Annotated in this window: 21 protein-coding genes; 11 read left to right on the forward strand and 10 right to left on the reverse strand. The window is 58.0% G+C overall.

Translation table 11 applies throughout. The features are described 5' to 3' along the window. Positions 1-53: 53 nt before the first annotated feature. The 8 genes from selB to GL286_RS11120 form a co-directional block, all read right to left on the reverse strand. On the reverse strand, positions 54-1,970 hold the full coding sequence (selB, locus tag GL286_RS11085; protein ID WP_155095624.1) for a selenocysteine-specific translation elongation factor: 1,917 nt from the start codon (positions 1,968-1,970) through the stop codon (positions 54-56). Next, complete coding sequence (gene selA, locus GL286_RS11090) at positions 1,967-3,304, reverse strand: L-seryl-tRNA(Sec) selenium transferase (RefSeq protein WP_155095625.1); 1,338 nt, start codon at positions 3,302-3,304, stop codon at positions 1,967-1,969. Before selA ends, selB begins: the two co-directional genes overlap by 4 nt. After that, a complete protein-coding gene (gene fdhE, locus GL286_RS11095; RefSeq protein WP_155095626.1) occupies positions 3,304-4,212 on the reverse strand; it encodes a formate dehydrogenase accessory protein FdhE in 909 nt (302 codons plus the stop codon). The genes selA and fdhE overlap by 1 nt, the downstream gene beginning before the upstream one ends. A gap of 42 nt (positions 4,213-4,254) precedes the next feature. Further along, positions 4,255-4,941: a formate dehydrogenase subunit gamma gene (locus tag GL286_RS11100; RefSeq protein WP_155095627.1), complete on the reverse strand. Its 687-nt coding sequence runs from the start codon at positions 4,939-4,941 to the stop codon at positions 4,255-4,257. After that, positions 4,938-5,930, reverse strand: coding sequence for a formate dehydrogenase subunit beta (fdxH, locus tag GL286_RS11105; protein ID WP_155095628.1), 993 nt, complete (start codon positions 5,928-5,930; stop codon positions 4,938-4,940). The genes GL286_RS11100 and fdxH overlap by 4 nt, the downstream gene beginning before the upstream one ends. Next, positions 5,927-9,010 (reverse strand): formate dehydrogenase-N subunit alpha, encoded by a 3,084-nt coding sequence (gene fdnG, locus GL286_RS11110; protein WP_155095629.1) that lies wholly within the window; start codon positions 9,008-9,010, stop codon positions 5,927-5,929. The genes fdxH and fdnG overlap by 4 nt, the downstream gene beginning before the upstream one ends. A 141-nt stretch (positions 9,011-9,151) precedes the next feature. Further along, entirely contained in the window at positions 9,152-10,228 is a 1,077-nt protein-coding gene (locus tag GL286_RS11115; RefSeq protein WP_155095630.1) for an FAD-binding oxidoreductase, read from the reverse strand. Then, entirely contained in the window at positions 10,228-11,466 is a 1,239-nt protein-coding gene (locus tag GL286_RS11120; protein WP_155095631.1) for an aromatic ring-hydroxylating oxygenase subunit alpha, read from the reverse strand. Before GL286_RS11120 ends, GL286_RS11115 begins: the two co-directional genes overlap by 1 nt. Positions 11,467-12,048: 582 nt before the next feature. Between GL286_RS11120 and hemJ the strand changes: the two genes are divergently transcribed. The 7 genes from hemJ (at position 12,049) to GL286_RS11155 (ending at position 19,262) form a co-directional block, all read left to right on the forward strand. After that, the gene (gene hemJ / locus GL286_RS11125) at positions 12,049-12,498 is read left to right on the forward strand and encodes a protoporphyrinogen oxidase HemJ (protein WP_155095632.1); all 450 of its coding nucleotides are present in this window, start codon (positions 12,049-12,051) and stop codon (positions 12,496-12,498) included. Between the two features lie 118 nt (positions 12,499-12,616). Next, positions 12,617-13,888: a transcription termination factor Rho gene (rho, locus tag GL286_RS11130; protein WP_155095633.1), complete on the forward strand. Its 1,272-nt coding sequence runs from the start codon at positions 12,617-12,619 to the stop codon at positions 13,886-13,888. Between the two features lie 16 nt (positions 13,889-13,904). Beyond that, positions 13,905-15,161, forward strand: a complete 1,257-nt coding sequence (gene mnmE, locus GL286_RS11135; protein ID WP_155095634.1) for a tRNA uridine-5-carboxymethylaminomethyl(34) synthesis GTPase MnmE — start codon at positions 13,905-13,907, stop codon at positions 15,159-15,161. A 9-nt stretch (positions 15,162-15,170) separates the two neighbouring features. After that, positions 15,171-17,030, forward strand: coding sequence for a tRNA uridine-5-carboxymethylaminomethyl(34) synthesis enzyme MnmG (gene mnmG / locus GL286_RS11140; protein WP_170295148.1), 1,860 nt, complete (start codon positions 15,171-15,173; stop codon positions 17,028-17,030). Further along, positions 17,027-17,608, forward strand: a complete 582-nt coding sequence (gene rsmG, locus GL286_RS11145) for a 16S rRNA (guanine(527)-N(7))-methyltransferase RsmG (protein WP_155095635.1) — start codon at positions 17,027-17,029, stop codon at positions 17,606-17,608. The genes mnmG and rsmG overlap by 4 nt, the downstream gene beginning before the upstream one ends. After that, a complete protein-coding gene (locus GL286_RS11150; protein WP_155095636.1) occupies positions 17,601-18,377 on the forward strand; it encodes a ParA family protein in 777 nt (258 codons plus the stop codon). The genes rsmG and GL286_RS11150 overlap by 8 nt, the downstream gene beginning before the upstream one ends. 9 nt (positions 18,378-18,386) lie before the next feature. Next, complete coding sequence (locus tag GL286_RS11155; protein ID WP_155095637.1) at positions 18,387-19,262, forward strand: ParB/RepB/Spo0J family partition protein; 876 nt, start codon at positions 18,387-18,389, stop codon at positions 19,260-19,262. Between the two features lie 82 nt (positions 19,263-19,344). On the opposite strand, the gene GL286_RS11160 is transcribed toward GL286_RS11155, so the two are convergent. Beyond that, positions 19,345-19,890: a nucleotide exchange factor GrpE gene (locus tag GL286_RS11160; protein WP_155095638.1), complete on the reverse strand. Its 546-nt coding sequence runs from the start codon at positions 19,888-19,890 to the stop codon at positions 19,345-19,347. Between the two features lie 4 nt (positions 19,891-19,894). After that, on the reverse strand, positions 19,895-20,950 hold the full coding sequence (gene hrcA, locus GL286_RS11165) for a heat-inducible transcriptional repressor HrcA (RefSeq protein WP_155095639.1): 1,056 nt from the start codon (positions 20,948-20,950) through the stop codon (positions 19,895-19,897). Between the two features lie 85 nt (positions 20,951-21,035). Here hrcA and rph point away from each other — a divergent pair, with 85 nt between their 5' ends. The 4 genes from rph to hemW are packed head-to-tail and all read left to right on the forward strand — an operon-like array spanning position 21,036 to position 23,905. Further along, positions 21,036-21,749 (forward strand): ribonuclease PH, encoded by a 714-nt coding sequence (gene rph / locus GL286_RS11170; protein WP_155095640.1) that lies wholly within the window; start codon positions 21,036-21,038, stop codon positions 21,747-21,749. Then, a complete protein-coding gene (rdgB, locus tag GL286_RS11175) occupies positions 21,746-22,351 on the forward strand; it encodes an RdgB/HAM1 family non-canonical purine NTP pyrophosphatase (RefSeq protein WP_155095641.1) in 606 nt (201 codons plus the stop codon). Before rph ends, rdgB begins: the two co-directional genes overlap by 4 nt. Continuing rightward, positions 22,344-22,718, forward strand: a complete 375-nt coding sequence (locus tag GL286_RS11180; protein ID WP_155095642.1) for a RidA family protein — start codon at positions 22,344-22,346, stop codon at positions 22,716-22,718. The genes rdgB and GL286_RS11180 overlap by 8 nt, the downstream gene beginning before the upstream one ends. Beyond that, a complete protein-coding gene (gene hemW / locus GL286_RS11185; RefSeq protein ID WP_155095643.1) occupies positions 22,715-23,905 on the forward strand; it encodes a radical SAM family heme chaperone HemW in 1,191 nt (396 codons plus the stop codon). Before GL286_RS11180 ends, hemW begins: the two co-directional genes overlap by 4 nt. Position 23,906 lies beyond the last annotated feature (1 nt).

Below are 23,906 nucleotides of genomic sequence, written 5' to 3' on the forward strand. Positions count from 1 at the left end.
CCCGCGACGGCACCGGAAATGGCGAACTGCCTGCAGAGCTGTTTGACGCCGCCCTAGCCGTCGGGCGTGAACAGGTCGATCCGGTGCGGATTGATGCGCCGTAAATCGCCCCGCCGCAACGTCAGGCCCAGCCTGTCGAAGAAGTCGAGGATCTGAATAGCCACCTTGCGGCCGTTCTGGACACGGTCGCGAAATGCAGGCGCGGTAAACCAGCCATCCTCGGCCAAGGCGGCGGTATCACGGATGATCTGCACCATCTCGACCGTGGTTTCACGCGCGAAAAAATGGTCATGCGCGATTTGGTCGATCCGTCCCTGACGCGCGGCCATACGCAGAATGCGGCGGATTTCGGCCTCATCCTCGCCGAACTCGGTCGCGAAATCGCGGACGCGGGGCGGGCGAAAGCGCTCATCTCCGGTCAGTTGAGGGATAATGCGGGCATAGATCGCCTCATCTTCAGACGAAAGGCGTGGCAAATGGCCGGGCAGGCGCAGGAAAGCACCATCAAGGGCGATGCGACCCGCTTCAGCCTCGCTGCGGATGAAGGCCGAAAAATCGGCCTTCGATAAGCGGGGTTGCAGCAGAAGCCGAAGTCTTTCGCGGCCCAGCCCCTGCAGGTCGGCATTCTCATGGTGAAACTCGGCCAAGCGGTCCAGCATTTGCTGACGCATGGCTGCCAGCGACGACGCTGCCAGCGCTTGTCTGGTCGCATCAATCACGGTCAGGCCAGAGGTCGCAAGCGCCGCATCCATTTGTGCGTCCGACAGCGCATGATCGCGGGCGAAACTGTGCAGATCCACCAGACCCGCCTGACCCGAAGCAGCCAAGGCCAGCGCCGGATCGGGCAGAGCGAGGGCACGCAATGCCGCCAAACGCTCGGGGCGCGTGCGGCGACGGGCGGGGGCGCGCAAATCGACGATGCGCCCGCCACCGATGGTGCGTCTGGCCGAGACATCACGCAGGATGAAACGATCACCCACGGCAGCCGCAAGCGGTCGATCAAGAACGATCTGGGCTAGTCCCTCGGCTCCCGGTGCCAGATCGCCCTCGAGCGGAACAATGCGTGCACCAAGCTCGGCAGCCCCGATATGCAACCGTGCAGGGAACCACGTCGCAAGGGGCTTCGGTTCGCTATCCAAGGCATGCAGCATTACGTCGATGCGGTCCGTGGGGGCGTGCAACATGGGATCAAGCGCAACATGGCCGCGCAGGACGGCTTCGCGAGAAATACCGTCACCGGTCAGGTTCAACGCGCAGCGCTGGCCCGCAACACCATGATCGGCCTTGCGGTTCTGCGCATGGATTCCGCGGACACGGGCGGGCAGCCCCGACGGGCTGACAACGATCTGGTCGCCAACCGCGACCTGCCCCGAAACGACAGTTCCCGTCACCACCGTACCAGTCCCCGCAAGCGTGAAGCTGCGGTCGATGACAAGGCGAAAGCGGGCGTCGGCCGCACGAGCGGTGGTCTGCGCCTCGGCCTTGGCAAGCTCGGATTTCAACCGCTCGATCCCCGCTCCGGACAAAGACGAAACGGAGAACACTGCCGCGCCCGCCAGTCCGGTTGGTGCCAGAAGATCGGAAATTTCGCTGGTCAGGTCCGAGATACGCTCCGGATCGGCCAGATCGGATTTGGTCAGCGCGACGACACCCTGCCGGATGCCGAGCTGATCCAGAATGGCCAAATGCTCCCGCGTCTGAGGCATGATCCCGTCATCTGCCGCGATCACCAACAGCGCCAGATCAATCCCGCCCGCACCCGCCAGCATAGTATGCACGAATTTCTCGTGTCCCGGTACATCGACAAATCCGGTGACCGCTCCGCCGCCCAGATCTGCATAGGCGAAACCCAGATCTATGGTGATGCCGCGGGCCTTTTCTTCGGCAAGCCGGTCGGCATCGACCCCGGTCAAGGCCCTGACCAACGCCGTCTTCCCGTGGTCGATATGCCCCGCCGTTCCGACAATCATGCCGAAAGGGCATCCAGAAGCGCCTGATCACTGGGCAGACAGCGCAGATCCAGAATCAGCTCTCCATCATGGATATGCCCGATGATCGGGGTGTCCAGACCGCGCAACCGGTCGGCCAGCGCTTCGGGTGAGGGGGTCAAAGCCAGTCCCGCACTGGGAATCGTTTCGGTGGGCAATGCACCCGATCCGATCTGGCTGGCACAGGGGGTAACGCGCACACGGCAACCCAACTTGGCCTCTACGCGCGGAGCAAGACGCTCGGCCTGAGCGCGGATCTCGGCCTCGGTGCGGGCCAGCAGCCGCAGGGTCGGCAGCCGTTCGGCAAGGCAGTCGGGATTGCGGTAAAGCCTCAACGTAGCCTCGGTCGCCGCGATGCGGATCTTGTCCATCCGGACGGCACGCTTCAGCGGATTCCTGTTAATCGCCGCGATGATCTCTCGCTTGCCAACGATAAAGCCGGCCTGCGGTCCACCCAGCAGCTTGTCGCCCGAGAAGGTCACGACATCCGCGCCCTCGGCCACGGCTTCGGCCACCGTGGGTTCGGGCGACAGCCCCCAGCGACGCAGATCGACCAGCGTGCCGGACCCGAGGTCGTTGACCATCGGCAAGCCAGCTGCGTGGGCGATGGCGGCAAGTTCCGACGCCAGAACTTCCTTGGTAAAGCCCTCGATGCGGTAGTTCGAGGTATGGACCTTCATCAACAGACCGGTTTCGGGACCGATTGCTTCGCGGTAGTCCTTGGCATGGGTACGGTTGGTTGTCCCGACCTCGCGCAGGATGCAGCCCGCCTGTTCCATGATCGCGGGCATCCGGAAGGCGCCGCCGATCTCGATCAACTCGCCGCGCGAGACAATGGCCTCACGGCCCTTGGCCAAGGTGTTCAGGGTTATCAGGACCGCCGAGGCGTTGTTGTTGACGACCGTCGCATCCTCGGCTCCCGTCAATTCGCAAAGCAGTCCGCGCAGATGGCTGTCGCGCTCGCCCCGACCTCCGTCGTCCAGATCGAATTCCAAAGCCGCAGGGGCGCGCATGGCGGCAACCGCGGCCTCGATCGCAGACTCGGCCAGCAATGCTCGACCCAGATTGGTGTGCAGAACCGTGCCGGTCAGATTCAACACCGGCCGCAAACGCGATCTGGCCTGCGCGGCCATCGCCTTGATAACTGCGATCAGGATCTCCTGCGCGTCCGGCACGGGATCGGGGCGCGTGGCGCGGATCGCCACAAGCTGGCTTCGCACCGCCTGTGTGACCGCCATACGTCCATAGGATTGGATCAGCGGACCGCAATCGGCCAAAAGTCGATCAACCGAGGGCAATGACCGCAAATCCGACATCAGTATCCCACAAGGAAGGGGTTGAATCCGCCCCGTTTCCATTCGGTGTCGCGCATCATCAGATCAAGTCCAAGGCTGGCCACATCGTCCGCGACAGGCTCAAGCGAGGGGTTCTTGTTCTGATACAGGATTTTGACCCAATGGCCGCATTCACGGCAGATCTCGGCCTTGACCGTCGCCTCTTCGGTCTCGACCGAGCGATAGGTGATCCCCTTGGTCGAGCCACAGCAGGTGCATTTGACCCGCACCTCGTTCCATAGGGTCTGGCAGGTTGCGCATGAACAATATCGCGCACCTTCGGCGCCGATATTTTCGGTCACCATGCTGACCGCCGCACGACCGCCGCAAGCGGGGCAAATGCCGGATTTGATCGGGACCAATTGTTCCACGTGAAGTCCCGAGGCCGACATCGCCGCGTGGGCCTGAAGGGCGGCCGCCGCGAAAAGATGCGGAGCCACGCTATCTTCCGGAATGGTATCGGTCAGGACGTTCGTCATCACCCAGTCGCGATCCGAAGCGCTTGCGTCCTTCAGCGCCGACAGCGCCAGTCGCGCTGGCTCGGGCATATCGACATCGGCAAGCAACTCGCACAACCGGTCCAGCGCTTTGCAAAGGGCGGAACGCATGTCGTTGCGATCAAGCTGCGGCATCCTGCTTGATCGGGCTAGTTCGATCCGCGATGCGGGGATGGGTTCGGGGGTGGGTAATTCGCGGACAAGTCGCGCCTGCGCCCTGGCAATGCCACCAAGAAAGCGCAGATAGGGCGCAAGATTGGGGCTATGCTGGGCAAGAAAATCGAACCTTTCGGCTCGGGTGATAAACATCGCCTCGGGGTCCGGCAGGCGGGCGAAAGGTACTTTCGCCACGCCGCCGATCATCGAGGGATCGGGTTTCAAGCTAGAAGTCATCACATCCTTCGGGCCGACCGGCCATACATCCGGCCGTTTCAGTTACTCTGCCGGGTCACGCCCCTCGCGTCCAGCGACTTCCCGCAGCCATTTCCGGTGATGCCGGAAGGCCCAGCCGCCGGTCACGCTGCCACGGGTCATGGCGCTGATCGTGCCCCGCGTCCAGATCGCCGCATAGACATGCATGATGAAGACGAGGATGATCGCGACCGCCGCGAGCGAGTGGACCAGAACCGCCCAACGACGCACAGGGATGCTGACCAGATCGGGGAAATACTGCTCCCAGATCATCACGCCCGATCCGATCAGGACAAGGATCAGGATCGACATCCCCCAGAACACGCCCTTTTGCCCGGCATTGTATTTGCCAAGCTCGGGCAGGCGTTCCTCATTCCCCTTCATCACGTCACCGATCTGAGAGACCCAGGTACGATCCTCGGGGCGGGGCAGGTTCAGCTTCCAAAGCTGCGCGAACAGCACGAAGAAGCTGAAGAACAATAGGATGCCCACAAAGGGATGCAGCCAGCGCGTGTTCTGTCCACCGCCGAACAAGCCGGTCAGGAAGTAGAGCGAGGGGTGGAACAGCGCCAGCCCCGAGAGCAGCAGCACGATCAGGCTGAGCGCCGTGACCCAGTGATTGGCCCGGGTATAACCACGATAGCGGCTGACCCGGACCGGAGCCGTCGATTCGAGGTGGTCGCCCTTTTCCGAATAGAGAGGTTTGGTCATGACGCCTCCTCACCTTTGACGGGGACGGTAGTTTCAACGAGGTGTTCGGCCTCGCGCTCTTCCTCGGCGCTGACACGGTTCGCGCGGGCGAAGAGCCCATGCAGGACCGAGCCGACCGCCGCCGCCCCGATGACGGCCAATCCAATCGTCTTGGTCACACCCTTCCAGCCGCGCACCACCGGAGAGATCTGCGGATTTGCAGGCAGGCCCGAATAAAGCTCGGGCTGGTCGGCATGGTGCAGCACATAAAAGACATGCGTTCCGCCGACACCTTCGGGGTCGTAGATTCCGGCGTTTTCATAGCCGCGGGATTTCAGATCGGCCACGCGCATATTGGCGTGCTCGATCATGTCTTCCTTGGCGCCGAAGACGATGGCTTGGGTGGGGCAGGCTTTGGCGCAGGCCGGACCCTGTCCCACGGCAACGCGATCCGAACACAGCGTGCATTTGTAGCTCTTGTGATCGGTCTTGCTGACGCGCGGGACGTTGAAGGGGCAGCCGGTGACGCAATAGCCGCAGCCGATGCAGTTCTCGTGGATGAAATCCACGATGCCGTTGGAATATTGCACGATCGCGCCCGGGGCCGGGCAGGCTTTCAGGCAGCCCGGGTCTTCGCAATGCATGCAACCGTCCTTGCGGATCAGCCATTCGAACTCCCCTGTCTGGGGATTGTCGAATTCGCTGAAGCGCATCAAGGTGAACATGTCCGGCGTCAGGTCATGCGGGTTTTCGAACATGCCGACATTGTGCTCGATCTCGGGCACGGTGTCGTTCCACTCGGCGCAGGCCGATTGGCAGGCTTTGCAGCCGATACATTTCGACACGTCGATGAGCTTGGCGACCGGGGTCAGTTGACGCTCGGGCTTGGGCAGATCGGGCATCGCCGAGGCGCGGACGACATCGCCCACGCCAAGGTTCGCCTTCATCGGCTGGATCGGCGGGTTTGACACCGCCGTCCGTGGGCTGTCGAGGTTCGGGTCCATGGTCATGACACGACCTCCCCTTGGGCCGGCTCAATGTTGACAAGGAACGCCTTGAATTCCGGCGTTTCCACGTTTGCGTCGCCGACAAAGGGCGTCAGGCTGTTCGGGCCGAAACCCTTGCGCGCCGCGCCCATGAAGCCCCAATGCAACGGGATGCCGATGACATGCACCAGCTTGTCGCCGCATTGCAGGGGCCGCAGCCGCTTGCTGACCAGCGCCTTGGCCGTGACCGACCCACGCTTGGACCAGACCCGCACCGTGCCGCCCTTGGTGATGCCCTTTTCGGCGGCGAGTTCTTCGCTGATCTCGACGAAGAATTCGGGCTGAAGGGCCGAGTTGATTCGGTTGTGCTTGGTCCAGTAATGGAAATGCTCGGTCAGGCGATAGGAGGTTGCCACAAACGGGAACTCATCGCTGGTCGCGAATTGATCCGCATCCTTGGCAAAGACCCGAGCCACCGGGTTGCCCCGCATTTCCGGATTGAAGACGTTGGCGATGGGGGACTCGAAGGGCTCCATATGCGTCGGGAAAGGCCCGTCGCGCATCATGCCCCGGGTAAAGAGCCGCGAAGAGCCCTCCGGGTTCATGATGAAGGGGCCGACCTCGTCGGGCTTCGCGGTAGGGGCGATATCGGGCACGTCGTAGCCTGCCCATTTCTCGCCATTCCACTCGATCAGCTTGCGCGAGGGGTCCCAAGCCTTGCCCTGCATATCCGCCGAAGCCCGGTTGTACAGAATCCGACGGTTCAGCGGCCAAGCAAAGCTCCAGTTCAGGAAGGCCCCGGTGTCGTCGGGATCGGAATTGTCCCGCCGCGCCATATTGTTGCCTTCCTCGTTCCACGAGCCGGAATAGATCCAGCAAGCAGACATGGTCGAGCCGTCGTCGCGCATCTGGCTGAAGTTCAAGAGTTGCTTGCCCTGTGCGGTCAGCAGCTTGGTCGTGTCCTTCAGATCATAGACATCGGCCAGCGCGCGCCCGTTCAACTCCTTGGCCAGTTCCTCGGCCGAGGGTTCGTTCTCGTCCTTATACTCCCATGTCAGGTTCAGGATCGGATCGGGGAAGGGTCCGCCCTCGTCCTGATACATCTTTTTCATGCGCAGGAAGATCTGCGCCATGATCCATGTATCGCGCTTGGCCTGACCCGGAGGCGTCGCCGCCGCCCAGTGCCATTGCATCCAGCGCCCCGAGTTCACCAGCGAGCCGTCATCTTCGGCAAAGCTGGTGGTGGGCAGCTCAAGCACCTCGGTCTGGATCGAGGCCGTGTCCACGTCATTATATTCGCCGTGGTTTTCCCAGAAATGGGCGGTCTCGGTTTCCAGCGGGTCCATGACGACCAGCAGCTTCAGCTTGGACAGCGCCGAGGTGACCTTGCCCCGGTTGGGGAAGGACAGCAGCGGGTTGAAGCCTTGGCAGAAGTAGTTGGTGATCTTGCCTTCGTTCATCAGGTCGAACATGCGCAGGATGTCATAGGTCGGGACATCCAGCTTGGGCAGGTAGTGGAATGCCCAATCATTATCGGCCCGCGCGGCATCGCCCCACATGGCCTTCATGAAGCTGACCATGAACTTGGGATAGTTCTGCCAATAGCTGGTCTGGCCCGGCCTGAGCGGCTTGAAGGACCGGCTGGACATATAGGTGGTCCAGTCCTTTTCCTTCTCGGTCGGGATGTTCATGTAGCCCGGCAGCAGGTTCGACATCAGGCCGACATCGGTCAGGCCCTGAATGTTCGAATGCCCGCGCAAGGCGTTCATCCCGCCACCTCGGACCCCGATATTGCCCAAGATCAGCTGCAACATCGCCATGCCGCGGATGTTCTGCGCGCCTTTGGAATGCTGGGTCCAGCCAAGCGCGTACATCGAGGTCATGGTCTTATCGACCGCCGAGCATTCGCCGATCATCTCGGCCACCTTCAGGAACTTGTCCTTGGGCGTGCCGCAGACCTGCTCGACCAGCTCGGGCGTATAGCGCGAGACATGTTCTTTGAGCAGGTTCCAGACGCAGCGTGGGTTCTGCAAGGTCATGTCGACCTGCGCGAAACCGTCATCGCCGATGACGTAATCCCAGCTGGATTTGTCGTAGTCGCGCTTCTCGGGGTCATAGCCCGAGAACAGCCCGTCGCTCCAGCCGAACTCGTCCTTCACGATGAAGGCGGCGTTGGTGAAGTTCTTGACGTATTCCCATTGAACCTTGTCGTTCTGGATCATCCAGTTGATCAGGCCCATCAGGAAGGCGATGTCCGAGCCGGGACGGATCGGGGCGTAGTAATCGGACACGGATGCGGTGCGCGTGAACCTTGGGTCCACAACGATCAGCTTGGCACCGCGATGTGCCTTGGCCTCGGTCACCCATTTGAAGCCGCAGGGATGGGCTTCAGCGGCGTTGCCGCCCATGACGACCACGAGGTCGGTATTCTTGATGTCGGTCCAGGAGTTGGTCATCGCTCCACGGCCAAATGTCGGGCCCAAACTGGACACCGTGGGGCCGTGTCAGACGCGCGCCTGGTTATCGAATCCGACGATCCCCATGGACCGGACCACTTTATAGGTCAGCCATGCGGTCTCATTAGTGGTGGCCGAAGCGGCCAGAAACCCGGTCGAGGTCCAACGGTTCACCGGAACCCCGGCTTCGTTGGTCTGGATCAGGTTGGCGTCGCGGTCGTCCTTGAGCGCGCGGGCGATCTTGTCGAGCGCCTCTTCCCAGCTGATCTCTTCCAGCTTGTCTGAACCCGGGCGGCGGATGCGCGGCTGGGTCAGGCGGGTGGCGGACAGGACCGTGTCCTTGAGCGCTGCGCCCTTGGGGCAAAGCGTGCCGCGGTTCGTCGGGTGGTCGGCGTCGCCTTCGATATGGACGACATGGGCTTCTTCGCCGGCTGCAACGTCACCCTTGGAATAGATCAGGATGCCGCAGGCGACCGAGCAGTAGGTACATGTGTTGCGGACTTCGGTTGTCGAGGCCAGTTTGAAGGCACGCACATGTGCCTGTTCCGCTGCCTCTGCCTCGCCGAAGCCCATGGCCCCAAGCGAAGTTGCCGCGACACCCGCACCCGCCAGCTTCAGAAAGCCGCGACGTGAGAGGTCGATGTTCATCGTGCCTCCTTTTTGCCTGTCAATTGGATAGGTAATGTCCAGAATGACTCCGCAGGCGAAGCCATGTCAAGCGACGCAAGGTCGCAGCAAATGGCATTTTCCCAAGGAAAACAGTTGGTTTATGCTGCACCGCAGCACAGATCAGACCTCGACGGCGACCGCACCGATCGGATGCGAGCAGCAAGCCAGAATATAGCCCGCCGCAATATCCTCATCGCTGATCCCGCCATTATGGACCATATGGACCTCGCCCGAGGTCTTGCGGATCTTGCAGGTGCCGCACAAGCCGAAGGTGCAGCCCGAGGGGATGTTCAGCCCATTCGCCTTGGCCACGCCCAGCACGGTGTCGGTCTGGATGCAGGTCGCCGTAACCCCAGAAAGCGCAAAGCTGATCCGGGACTCGCTGGCCTCATCGGGGACGAGATCGTCCAGCACCGGGGCCTCGGATTCGTTGCGCACAGGCGCGCCAAAGCTTTCCTGATGATAGCGGTCCATGTCATAGCCAAGCGCCACCAGCATGTCGCGCACCGCTTGCATGAACGGCTCGGGGCCGCAGCAGAACACCTCACGCTCTAGATAATCCGGCGCCATGAGGCCCAGCATAATCTGGCTCAGGCGACCGCGATAACCGTGCCAGCTTCGGAAGGGATCACCCTCTTCGACGCTGAAACGCAGTTGCAGGCCCGGCACGCGATCCGCCATCTGCTCAAGGCGCTGACGGAAGATGATGTCGCTGGGCGATCTGGCGGCATGGACGAAAACGATGTCCGGCATCTCGCCCGAATCCCAGGCCCATGTCGTCATCGACATCATCGGAGTAATGCCCGATCCCGCCGAGATGAACAGGTATTTCGGAGCCTCGTGCCGCACAAAGCTGAAGATACCGGCTGGCCCGAAGGTCTTGATCCGCATCCCCGGTCGCAGATGATCCAGCATCCAACGACCACCAACGCTATCGAACTGCGCCTTCACCGTGACCGAGATCGACAATGGCCGCGACGGGCTGGAGCTGATCGTGTAGGTGCGCTGCACGTTTCCAGCCGGAACCGGCAGGTCCAATGTGATGAACTGACCGGGCTGATAGTCGAAATAGGCTCCGGATGGCGCGCGGAACGTGAAGGTCGCCGTGTCGGTCGTCTCGGGGACGATCATCACGCATTCCAACGACTCGGTATCGCGCCAAGGCTTGTCACCGAAGGCTTTCACCAGAACCGCCATTATTCGGCCGCCATCGCGGGCGGGGGCGTCAGACGCTCGACCATCGTGCCGCTATACCAGTCGATGAACTGCACCACGCCTTCTTCCTGTATCATCGAATATGGCCCTGGCTCGTAGGCGGGTGAAAGGATGCCTTTCTGGTTCTCTTCGACGACCAACCGGTCCTCATCATTGGTGTTCAGCCAGACGCGGGTCAGATCCTCGATGTTGTAGTCGACACCCTCGACCGCGTCCTTGTGGACGAGCCAGTTCGTCGTGACCTGAGTCTCGGTCGGACTGATCGGCAGGATGCGGAAGACGATCGCATGATCGCCCAGAAAGTGGTTCCAGCTGTTGGGGTAGTGGAAGAACAACAGGCTGCCCGCATCGTTGAACGGCATTTGCCCCATGCGTTTAGAAACGGCTGCCTTGGTGCTCATCGTGTAGCTTTCGGCGTTGTTGAGCAGCGGGATGCGCGCCAGACGCCATTGCATACGCGGATGGTTGACGAAGCGTGAAGGCAACCCCGCCTCTTCGCAACGCTTCCAATGGGCCAGAATGTCAGGGCTGGCGCTATCCGGTCCCTCCATCGCGGTCATGTTCGGGTTGTCCGAATAAGTCCGGCACAACGAGGGGTGGCTGCCGCCGCAATGGTAACACTCGCGGTTGTTCTCGATCACCAGCTTCCAATTGCCATTCTCGATGATGGTCGAACTGAAAGCGACCTTGCTGTCTGCGAGCCCGCTGGGCGCCAGATAAGCGCCAAGCTGCTTGGCAAGATCGGCGATTGCCGGCGGGATCTGCGCAAGACAGATGAAGACCATCCCGCTCATGTCAATGCAATGCACGGGCTTCAATCCGTATTTGGACGGGTCGAAATCATCCCCCATATCGCGCGCATAAAGCAGCTTGCCATCGAGTTCGTAGGTCCACTGGTGATAGGGACAGACCAGCTTGGTGGTCGTGCCGTTTGCCTTCGAGCATAGACGCTGGCCACGATGGCGGCAGACGTTGTGAAAAGCCCGTACCCTGCCATCTGCGCCACGCACGACGACAACGGGATAGGCGCCGATCTGCATCGTCGCGTAATTTCCGGTCTTAGGGATCTCGCAGGCCGGAATCGCGAACAGCCATTCCTTGTACCAAATGTGTTCAAGATCCGACTGGAAGACACCGTCATCACAATAGAGATCCCGGGTCAGGGCATGGTTCTTCTGCCTATTGGCAAGCTGCGTCAGGATTTCAGAGTGAGTCAGCATGGCGGTGTTCCGGTGGCTATCGTGGGAGGCGTCCTACGAAAATCATTGCACCGGACAATCCCGACGCAGCGCGCCAAATACGACACTCGGATGGCGGAATCTGACATTTCCACGGTGTCGAAGATTCTGGGCTTACGCTGCAATCCAGATGCCAAAAATCGACGATTTTCCCGCCAAAATCGATTCTGTGACTAAGACTGTGGAGGAATCGGGGCCGACTCACGAGGGCGAATCTGTGGGAATCAGATTCCGAGGTTAGATGCTGTGGATCACCAACGAGAACGCGACCGGAACGAGGCCGACTTCTCCACATGTAGACATTAAATTGACAGTTATTCACAACCTGTGGACCGGTAGACTTTTCACAAAGTTATCCACAAGTCTTTGCTAAATATATATTTGATTTTATTAGAATATTTTTAATGGATTCGATCGAGATGATTATTTTACACAGTTGCAGGATCTGTGGATTCTCTTCGTGGAACAGCCATATCCGGTTATCCACAGCCTCTATTACATCATCATCTTTCCTTTATCTTTTCATTCATTTGATAGAGGAGGGGACTAATTCGGAGGGTGCTAATGCTTGATCTGTTCGCCTCGTCTTATCCATTCGTAAAGGCACTGCATGTCATGGCAGTTCTGTCATGGATGGCAGGACTGTTTTATTTGCCAAGATTGTTCGTCTACCATGCTGAACGAGGTCAGAACGCCGACACCGAGCCCGCCCGCTCGCTGATGATCATGGAAGAAAAACTGCTGCGCCTGATCATGAACCCTGCAATGTTCGTGACTTGGATTGCGGGTCTTGTTCTTACGCTCACTCCGGGAATCGTCGATTGGTCAATGGTTTGGCCTTGGAGCAAGGCAGCTTCGGTAATTGCTATGACGTGGTTCCACATGTGGCTGGCCGGGCAACGTCGCCAGTTGGCGAAGGGCAAGGCATTGAGTGGTCGGCGCTATCGCATGATGAACGAGCTTCCGACGATTCTGATGGTGGTTATTGTTCTATCGGTGATCGTGAAGTTCTGAGAATTGACTCGGGCAGGGAATCTACCTATCTCAGGCCTTGCTGCCGTCCGGCAGAATCTTTCCATTACAGTTTCCAGTGCGGCGCGGTTCGGGCTTCCGACGTGTCTATAGGCCCGAAATGAGCGAAGAACGTCTTAACCTGTCCGATCTCAAGGCGAAGAGCCCGGCTGACCTGTTGTCAATGGCCGAAGAATGGGAGATCGAGAACGCCTCGACCATGCGTAAGGGCGAGATGATGTTCTCGATCCTTAAGGAGCATGCGGAAGAGGGATTCGAAATTGGCGGCGACGGAGTCCTAGAGGTCGTTCAGGACGGCTTCGGCTTCCTTCGCTCGACCGAGGCGAACTATTTGCCTGGCCCTGATGATATCTATGTCAGCCCAGAAATGATCCGGCAGCATGCGCTGCGCACCGGTGACACCGTCGAGGGCGTTATCCGCGCACCGGGTGAGAATGAGCGCTATTTCGCTTTAACCAAAGTCGAGAAGATCAACTTCGAAGACCCTGAGAAGGCTCGGCACAAGGTCGCATTCGACAACCTGACACCGCTGTATCCGAACGACCGTCTGAAGATGGAGATCGAGGATCCGACGATCAAAGATCGCTCGGCGCGGATCATCGATCTTGTCGCACCGATCGGGAAGGGGCAGCGATCGCTGATCGTGGCCCCGCCGCGGACCGGTAAAACCGTTCTGCTGCAGAATATCGCGCATTCGATCGCGAAGAATCATCCGGAATGCTATCTTATCGTCTTGCTGATCGATGAGCGTCCCGAAGAGGTGACGGATATGCAGCGCTCGGTAAAGGGTGAGGTAGTTTCCTCGACTTTCGATGAGCCGGCCAGCCGTCACGTTGCGGTTTCCGAGATGGTGATCGAGAAAGCTAAGCGACTTGTCGAGCATAAACGAGATGTTGTGATTCTTTTGGACTCAATCACAAGACTTGGTAGGGCTTTCAACACCGTTGTTCCTAGCTCGGGTAAAGTTTTGACGGGTGGTGTAGACGCGAATGCATTGCAGCGTCCGAAACGCTTCTTTGGCGCTGCGCGGAATATCGAGGAAGGTGGCTCGCTTACCATCATTGCGACCGCGTTGATCGACACTGGTTCGAGGATGGATGAGGTAATCTTCGAGGAGTTCAAAGGCACCGGTAACAGCGAGATTGTTCTTGACCGGAAGGTTGCAGATAAACGTGTCTTCCCTGCTATGGATATTCTCAAGTCCGGTACTCGGAAAGAAGAGTTGCTGGTTGATTCGAAAGATCTGCAGAAGACTTATCTGCTTCGCCGAATCCTAAATCCCATGGGAACCACTGATGCGGTGGAATTCCTGATCTCGAAACTAAAGCAGACGAAAACCAACGGCGAGTTCTTCGATTCGATGAACGCCTGATGGTTCGGAGGATCTATTGGATACGATCTTTGCCGAGGCAACTCCGCCCGGTCGCGGAGGCGTTTCCGTCGTCCGTGTAAGCGGACCAGATTCTCGTGCCTATCTTGAGTCACTGGCAGGACCTATTCCGGAAGCGCGCAGATCATATCTGCGCGCTTTGCGTGATGGCGACGACTTGATCGATCGGTCACTGGTTATCCGATTTGACTCTGGAAAGAGTTTTACGGGTGAAGATGTGGCCGAGTTCCATCTTCACGGCGCGCCGGTCATTGCGAATCGCTTGAGTGCAGCACTTTTGTCATTTGGAGCCAGACGTGCAGAAGCCGGAGAGTTTACCCGCCGTGCCTTTGTAAACGGAGTGATGGATCTATCCGAGGCAGAGGGACTCGCGGATCTTCTTGCGGCAGAGACGGAAGCCCAACGAAAACTGGCTGTGAAACTGACGGACGGGGAACTTGGTGGACGGGCCGATGCGCTGCGAAGCAAGTTGATCCGAGCTGGAGCACTGATCGAGGCAAGTATCGATTTTGCCGACGAAGAAGTGCCGGAAGATGTTCCCGCCGAAGTTTTCGCTTTGGTTGCTGACGTTAGGACCGAAGTTGTCTCGATGCTGTCGAGTTACCCAGCCACTGAAAGATTGCGACAAGGCTATGAAGTCGCAATCATCGGTCCGCCTAATGCGGGCAAATCAACGCTGATCAATCGCATCGCTCAACGTGAGTTGGCGCTTGTATCCGACATAGCTGGTACGACGCGCGATGTGATTGAGCTTCATACAGACCTGCGCGGTCTACCTGTCACTTTCCTTGACACAGCTGGCTTGCGCGAAAGCGTTGATGTTATTGAGGCTATGGGAATTGCGCGGGCAACAGAGCGCGCAACGAACGCGGATTTGAGGATCAAGCTTTATGTTGATGGCGAGGATTGCACATCTGAACCTGAACAGTTGCTTGTTCGGTCAAAAGCGGACGTCGTGTCTGGCGATGGGCTAGAAATTTCAGCTGCGACTGGCGAAGGTGTCGCGGAACTGCTCGATATTGTCTATAATAAGCTAAGGGAAAGGGCAGCGTCTGCAGGTTTGATTGGGCATCGAAGACAAGCTGATGCGTTAGTAAGGGCCAGCGGGGCATTGAAAATTGATGAAACGATGCCTCCTGAGTTGTTGGCGGAACAGATTCGACAGGCGGTCTATGCCCTTTCGGAGATGGTTGGGCGAGTTGGTGTAGAGGATTATCTAGACGAAATCTTCTCCTCATTCTGTATCGGGAAGTAGGTGTTTCACGTGAAACAGTACGATGTGATTGTTATCGGCGCGGGCCATGCAGGCGTTGAGGCAGCAGCAGTAGCTGCGCGGATGGGCGTGTCTACAGCGTTAGTGACCATGAAAATTGATGACATTGGTACAATGTCATGTAACCCAGCAATTGGTGGCCTGGGCAAGGGACATTTGGTTCGCGAGATAGACGCACTTGACGGCGTTATGGGGCGGGTCACCGATTCAGCGGGTATTCAATTCAGATTGCTAAATCGGCGAAAAGGCCCTGCGGTGCAGGGGCCTCGGGCACAAGCAGACAGATCGTTGTATCGAGCGGCCGCACGGGCCGCCGTCGAAGCTCAGCCCGGCCTAAGTGTCGTCCTCGGTGAAGTGAGTGACCTTGTCCATGGCGTTGAAGGCGTCGAAGGCGTAAGACTTGCCGACGGTCGAGAGTTGCTGGCAAAGCAAGTCGTTTTGACCACTGGAACGTTCCTCAACGGAAAAATTCACGTTGGCGAGGAAACGAAGGTTGCTGGTAGATGGGGCGGTGAGTCGTCGACCTCTCTTGCCGGCGCTTTGAAGTCGCTGTGCCTGCCGATGGGACGTCTGAAGACTGGTACACCGCCCAGGCTCGAATCCGAAAGTATCAATTGGGATATTCTGGATGTTCAGCCTGGTGATGATGAGCCGGTCATGTTATCCTACCTCAATAGTACTCCAGTTGCACGGCAGATAAGCTGCGGGATAACCCATACAAACGCTGGAACGCATGAGATAATAACCAAGAATTTAGCGAGATCGGCTATGTATGGTGGCAGGATCGACGGGGTTGGCCCGCGATACTGCCCGTCTATTGAGGATAAAGTGGTCCGATTCGCGGATAAGAGTTCCCACCAAATTTTTCTGGAGCCCGAGGGCTTAGATTCGAACCTTGTATATCCAAACGGGATTTCCACTTCGATGCCAGTTGAAGTGCAAATCGACTATGTACGTTCAATCCATGGATTAGAAGAGGCCGTTATCGCGCAACCGGGTTATGCGGTTGAGTACGATTATATTGATCCACGATCGTTAACTTCGGGACTCGAGGTCAAGCTCCTGCCAGGACTATACCTTGCCGGACAGATAAACGGAACAACCGGCTACGAAGAAGCAGCCGCTCAGGGAATTGTGGCTGGTTTGAACGCGGCACGCCGGGCGCAGAATAGGTCTGCAGTGCAGTTTAGCCGATCGGAAAGCTATATTGGTGTAATGATCGATGATCTTATCACTCGCGGGGTGAGTGAGCCATATCGTATGTTTACCTCGCGTGCGGAATTCCGTTTGTCATTGCGTGCGGACAACGCGGATCAGCGTCTAACCGGAATGGGGATGGAGCTGGGCTGTATTGGAGAGGGCCGTAGTGTCGCCTTCACTGATAAGATGAAAACTTACCGCTTCTTGCGTAATCATTCTGAAAACACACGTTTTTCTCCAAATGAGCTAAGCATCAAGGGGATTGAAGTTAGGCAGGACGGTAATCGACGATCTCTATTTTCATTGCTGGGTCAGCATGATGTCGACAGAGAAAAGGTCGTTCTGTTGGATCAGGTGCTTGGCAGTGCTCCCATTGATATTGTGAATCAGATCTCCATTGATGCTTTGTACAATCAATATGTTGATAGGCAGAGTCGTGATGCAGAAATGTTACGGAAAGAAGAGGGACTAAAGCTGCCAGTTGATCTCCGATACGATGAGATTCCTGGACTGTCGAACGAGTTACGTACGAAACTCAGCGTGCTCAAACCGGATAGTCTGGCTGCGGCAAGTAAAATTGAGGGTATGACGCCAGCGGCCCTTACGTTGCTGATTTCAGCTATCCGCATTAAGGATCAGAAGACGGCATGATTGTTTCACGTGAAACAGAATCGCTCGAAAAATATGCCGAGTTGATACGGAAATGGAATCCAGCCATTAATCTGGTTGCTACTTCCACGCTGCGGGATCTAAAAAATCGGCATATAGCAGACTGCCAAGAACTCGCACGACTCGCGGCTTCCGCCGACGGTAAATGGGTCGATCTAGGCAGTGGCGGCGGATTGCCAGGCTTGATCGTTGCAATTTTCCGGCCTGAACTGTCGGTGGGGTTACTTGAGAGCGATAAGAGAAAAAGCAGCTTTCTTCGTAATGCAGCGCGCGAGTTGAATCTTCAGAACGTGATTGTCTACACCGACCGGATCGAAAAGATTGCTCCGCTATTAGCTAATTCGATTAGTGCGCGCGCACTTGCGCCGCTGCCATTGCTGTTGTCTTATGTAGATAGACATCTTGCACTCGGGGGGAAGGCATGGCTGATGAAGGGGCGTAATTGGCAGTCCGAGGTGCAGGCCGCTCGGGCCGATTGGAATTTTGAGGTGATCTCTCATCCCAGCGCGACCGATCCGGACGCAGCAATCCTTGAAATATCGGAGCTCCGGCATGTCTGAAAGCCGTATTGTTGCCGTAGCGAACCAAAAAGGTGGGGTTGGAAAAACAACAACGGCAATCAACCTGGCGGCTGCACTAGGAGAGCAGGGGCAAAGAGTTGTCGTCATCGATCTTGACCCACAAGGAAACGCATCAACTGGTCTTGGGGTGTCTCCAGAATCTAGGCCAATCACCTCCTATGATCTTTTGACAGGCGATGCGAGTTTTTCCGACTGTCTTTTACCGACGCAGTTTGAAAAACTCAGTTTGATTCCGTCTGATCGAGATCTTGCCTCCGTTGATTTTGAAGTTGCCAACCGCTCCGGACGGATGCAACTACTTCAAAAAAAAATTTCCCATGTTGCGGATTTCGATTTCATCCTGATCGACTGTCCTCCGGCTCTGGGTCTGCTCACGTTGAATGCAATGGTTGCCGCTGACAGCGTTTTGGTCCCATTGCAAGCTGAGTTCTACGCCTTGGAGGGGTTGTCGCAACTTCTCATGACGGTCCGAGAAGTTCGTCAGGCAGCCAATCCTGATCTACGGATTGAAGGTGTCCTGCTGACTATGTCAGATAACCGGAACAATCTTTCGCAGCAAGTCGAGGCCGACGCCAGAAACACCTTGTCTGGGTTGGTTTATAATACCGTCATTCCGCGAAATGTTCGCTTGTCCGAGGCGCCGTCTCACGCGATGCCGGTGCTACAGTACGATTCGAACTCAAAGGGCAGCATCGCGTACCGCGAGTTGGCCAAAGAATTTCTTTCGAGACAGTTTGTCGCGGCCTAGGGAGTGAAAATGTCCGAGAACAGAGCAGAAAAACGGGGGCTAGGGCGCGGGTTGTCAGCACTAATGGCGGATGTCGATCTTATACCTTCGGATCGACCGGTTCCGAGGCAGGTTTTGCCGGTCGAGCAGATTACCCCGAACCCAGATCAACCAAGGCGAAGCTTTGCGCCAGAATCCTTGCAAGAACTGGCGAGTTCGCTTCGGGCCAAAGGTGTCTTGCAACCCTTGATCGTTCGTCCGCATCCGAATGATCGCGGACTCTTTCAAATTGTTGCTGGTGAACGTCGTTGGCGGGCAGCTCAGATTGCACAACTGCATGAAGTTCCGGTTATCGTTCGTGATCTGAATGATACCGAAGTTCTTGAGGTTGCAATTGTCGAGAACATTCAACGTTCCGATCTGAACGCGATCGAGGAGGCCGCGTCCTATCGGCAGTTGATGGATCGGTTCGGGCACACTCAAGAAAAATTGGGCGAGGCGCTAAACAAAAGTCGTAGCCATATTGCCAATTTGCTTCGTCTTCTGAACCTGCCCGAACAAGTTCAGGCTTGGCTGAAGGAAGGAAAGCTTACTGCTGGTCATGCACGTGCCCTTATTACTGCGCAGAACGCGGTAGAATTGGCCCGTCGAGTCATCGACAAGAATCTCTCGGTGCGGGAAACCGAGGAGCTTGTCCGTCGCCAGGCAGAAGGCGCGAAGCAGAAGCCGGCGCGGCAGGCCCCTGAAAAGGACGCAGATACCCGTGCCCTCGAAGGGGATCTGTCGGCACATCTGCGGATGAAAGTTACGATCAACCATGCCGGTCAGGATGGTGGACAGCTGGTGATTTCTTACAAAGATCTTGATCAACTTGATCAGCTTTGTCAGCTATTGGGTAATCAATAGCACATATATTGAGTGCTTCCCTTGCTTCTATACTAAATGTAGAGAGGCCCCGGAATTTTCCGGGACCTCGTATTACGCTCGATCAGTTGGCCGGAGACGAGCTAACCCCGACCTTTGCGGGTCGTAGCAACCGGTCATGCAACATGAAGCCGTGGCCCATCACCTGAATGATGTTTCCGGAAATGGTGCCAGGAACCGGAGCCTCGAACATCGCTTCGTGCTGGAGCGGATCAAATCTGTCGCCGATCGCGGGGGTGATCACGTTGATGCCGTGCTTGGCAAAGACGTTGCTCAACTCGCGCAGAGTCAGCTCGACGCCTTCGATCAGTGCGCCGGTCGCATCCCGTTGTTCGTCCGTGACTGTATCAAGGGCGCGGGACAGGGCGTCATAAACCGGCAGAAGGTCGCGTGCCAGACGCGAGCCGCCGTATTGCTCGGCCTCGCGGCGCTCTTTGTCGGCACGCTTGCGGGCATTGTCCGCATCGGCCAGAGCGCGCATGAATTTGTCCTGCAGGGCATCCCGCTCGGCGATCAGGGTATCGATCTCCGAGGTGTCCTCGACGGCTTCGTCCAGCGGGCTGGTAATATCTTCGCCTTCTGTCAGGCCGTTGGGGTACTCGTTGGTCATGTCCTTATCCTTTCCGGCCGGCAATCATCCGGCCGACGAGCTGAGCGGTGTAATCGACGATCGGTACGATTCTTCCATAATTAAGCCTGGTGGGCCCAATTACTCCAACCGCGCCGACGATCTTTCGGTCGGCATTCATATAGGGTGAAACGACGAGAGATGAACCAGAAAGTGAAAAAAGCTTGTTCTCCGAGCCGATGAAAATTCGGACTCCTTCACCGTGTTCGGCCAATTCCAAGAATTCGGCAATATCGCGTTTGCGTTCAAGGTCATCGAACAGCGTTCGTACCCGATCCAGATCGGCCAATTCATGCGCCAGCAAGTTTGCCCGACCGCGTACGATCAACCTTGGATCGGTCGAGTCGCCATCCCACATCGCCAAGCCCGACGCGATCAGTTCGGCAGCCATCAGATCCAGTTTCTGACGGCTTGCTTCGATCTCGCGCGAGATACCGCTGCGCAGATCGCTTAGTGTCCGTCCTTCCGCAACTGCATTCAGGAAGTTGGCCGCTTCACGCATCGAACTGGCGGTATGGCCGGGCGGCGGGTTGAAGACCCGGTTCTCGACCCGGCCATCCGCAAAGACCAGCACGACCAGCGCACGATCCGGCGCAAGACTGACGAATTCGATATGCCGAACAGGCGCTTCGTGTTTTGGCATCAGTACCAGCGAGGCGCCTTGCGTCAGGTTTGACAGCGCCATGCTGACGCGATCAAGCATCGCGCCAGTATCTCCGCTTTCGTTGCCGAGTGTTTCGTTGATCATTTCGCGATCAGTCATCGAAACAGGGCCTGCTTCCATCAACCCGTCGACAAACAGTCGTAGCCCCAGTTGGGTCGGCATCCTTCCGGCTGAGACATGCGGATGATCCAGCAGCCCCAGATGCTCAAGATCCTGCATGACGTTGCGGATCGTCGCGGCGCTGATCTTTTCGGTCAGGTCGCGGGTCAATGTGCGCGATCCGACGGGCTCACCGGTCGCAAGATAGGATTCCACCACCCTGCGGAAGACTTCACGCGAGCGGTCGTTCAGGTCGGAAAGAAGCGCGGTATCGGGCATGGTCAATCAGTTTGATGGGTAACGGGTTGCGGTCAGGGGCAGGCGACCTGTATTTGAACAGCAAAACCCCCGAAAGGAACGACCGATGCGACCCTCTGGCCGGAATTTAAGCGATATGCGTCCGATTTCAATCGAAACGGGTGTAATGCGACACGCCGAGGGCTCGTGCCTGATCTCTTGCGGGGACACCAAGGTGCTTTGCTCGGCCACGATCGAGGAAAAGGCACCGCCTTTCCTGAAAGGGTCGGGGCAGGGTTGGGTGACTGCTGAATACGGCATGCTTCCCCGCGCCACCAACTCCCGCAACCGCCGCGAGGCGGCGACTGGCAAGCAATCCGGACGTACCCAAGAAATCCAACGCCTGATCGGCCGTGCGCTCCGCGCCGGTGTCGACCGCCGTGCATTGGGCGAACGCCAGATCGTCATCGACTGTGACGTCATTCAGGCCGATGGCGGAACCCGCTGTGCATCGATCACGGGCGGATGGGTCGCGCTGCGACTGGCGGTGAACAAGCTTTTGAAAGCCGGCGTCATCACAACCGATCCGATCATGGACCATGTCGCGGCTGTTTCATGTGGTATCTACGCCGGTCAGTCGGTTCTGGATCTGGACTATGCCGAAGACAGCGAGGCAGGCACGGACGGCAACTTCATCCTGACCGGTTCGGGACGCCTGATCGAGGTGCAGATGTCGGCAGAAGGCGCGACCTTCTCGCGTCCTCAAATGAACGAGTTGCTGGATCTGGCCGAGACCGGAGTCGCCGAACTGGTCAGCGCCCAGAAAGAGGCGACCGCATGAGAAAGCTTACCGAACGGAAGCTTCTGGTTGCGACCCATAATGCGGGCAAGCTGGAAGAAATCCGCGCCATGATGGCTCCGCATGGGATCGAGGTCACTTCGGCTGGCGAGATGGGATTGGCTGAACCCGACGAAACCGAAGACAGTTTCATCGGCAATGCCCGGATCAAGGCTCGCGCCGCCGTTCAGGCGACCGGCCTTCCTGTGCTGGCCGATGATAGCGGGATTACCGTTGACGGTCTTGATGGTGCTCCAGGCGTCTATACTGCCGACTGGGCTGAAACTCCGAACGGGCGCGACTTCATGCAGGCGATGTCGCGGACATGGAGCGAGTTGGACGAACGCAATATCCCTGAACCGCGGACTGCCCAGTTTCGCGCAACGCTGATGTTGATGTGGCCCGACGGGCACGAGGAGATCTTCGAGGGCATCGCGCCGGGTCACCTGATATGGCCGCCGCGCGGCGCGCAGGGCCATGGCTACGACCCGATCTTCGTCCCCGATGGCCATGACGTGACATTTGCCGAGATGCCGTCCGAGGAAAAAAACCGTATCAGCCATCGTGCAGACGCCTTCCGCAAGTTGGAGGCAACCTTTGCATAGGATTTCGACCGGATCACTGTTCGAGACGGCGCTGGGGTATAGTCGCGCCGTCGTCAAAGGTCCGTGGTGCTTCGTTTCGGGCACAACCGGCTATGACTATGCGGCGATGCAGATGCCCGACAGCGCCGCCGAGCAAGCGCGCAATGCTTTCGCCACGATCTTTTCAACGCTTGAAAAGGCCGGCTTCGCGCCCGATGACATTGTGCGCGTGCAGTACACGATCACCGATCCCGCACTGGTTGACGAAATTGCGCCGGTATTGGGTGAAGCGATGAAGCTTGCGTTACCTGCTGCGACAATGGTTGTCGCGGGACTGATCAGACCCGAAATGAAGGTCGAGATCGAAGTTACCGCGTTCAGGGAATGACAGCCACAGCAGCCATCACCACGACAGCCCCCGTCGCCGAAGATTGGCGGGCCGGGGGCTTTGCCTTGTATGTGCATTGGCCGTTTTGCGCCTCGAAATGTCCATATTGCGACTTCAACAGTCACGTTTCGGCGACAGTCGACCAAAGCCGATGGCTCGAGGCTTATCGCGTCGAACTGGCCCGGATTGGTCGCGAGGTTCCGGGAAGGGTGCTCAACAGCATCTTTTTCGGTGGCGGTACACCCAGCCTGATGGCACCGGAAACGGTTGCGGGCGTAATCGAAGCGGCCCGCGTTGTCTGGCCTTTTGCCAACAATATAGAAATCACGCTCGAGGCCAATCCGACCAGCGTCGAGATGGGACGTTTCCGCGCCTATGCCGATGCGGGCGTGAATCGCGTCTCGATGGGAATGCAGGCGCTTAACGATGAGGATCTTCGGCGACTTGGCAGGATGCATAGCGTTGCCGAGGGGCGCGCGGCCTTTGATATCGCGCGCGAATGTTTCACGCGTGTCAGCTTCGATCTGATCTATGCGCGTCAGGATCAGGATCGCGCGCATTGGCGGCGCGAGTTGTCCGAGGCGCTTTCGATGGCCGTCGATCACCTGTCCGCCTATCAGTTGACCATCGAACCGGGAACGGCCTTTGGTGCGCGCCACGCGAAAGGTGGGCTCAAGGGCCTTCCCGATGATGATCTGTCCGCGGATATGTATCAGGACACGCAGGAAATCTGCGCTGAGGCAGGAATGCCGACATATGAGATATCGAACCATGCTCGCCCCGGTGCGGAAAGTCTGCATAATCTGGTCTATTGGCGGCAGGGCGATTGGGCTGCGGTCGGTCCGGGCGCACATGGCCGCCTGACGCTACCCTCGGGCCGTTGGGCGACCGAGGCCCATCGCGCCCCCGGCGCATGGCTGGATGCCGTCGAGCGTCTTGGCAACGGTGACAGCGTGCGCGATCTTCTGAGCCTGTCCGATCGTGCGGTCGAATACCTGTTGATGTCGCTGCGCCTGACCGAAGGCATGGAGATTTCACGCTACGTTGGTCATGGTGCGACACTGCCACAAGGACAGTTAAAGGATCTGATCGGGCTTGGATTGGTTACGGTTCAGGGGGACCGGCTTGCGGCGACCGAAGCGGGTCGACCGGTACTGAATGGAATCCTGCGGGAGCTGGCTGAATAAG

It is taken from the genome of Paracoccus aestuariivivens (assembly GCF_009711225.1).
Lineage (GTDB): Bacteria > Pseudomonadota > Alphaproteobacteria > Rhodobacterales > Rhodobacteraceae > Paracoccus > Paracoccus aestuariivivens.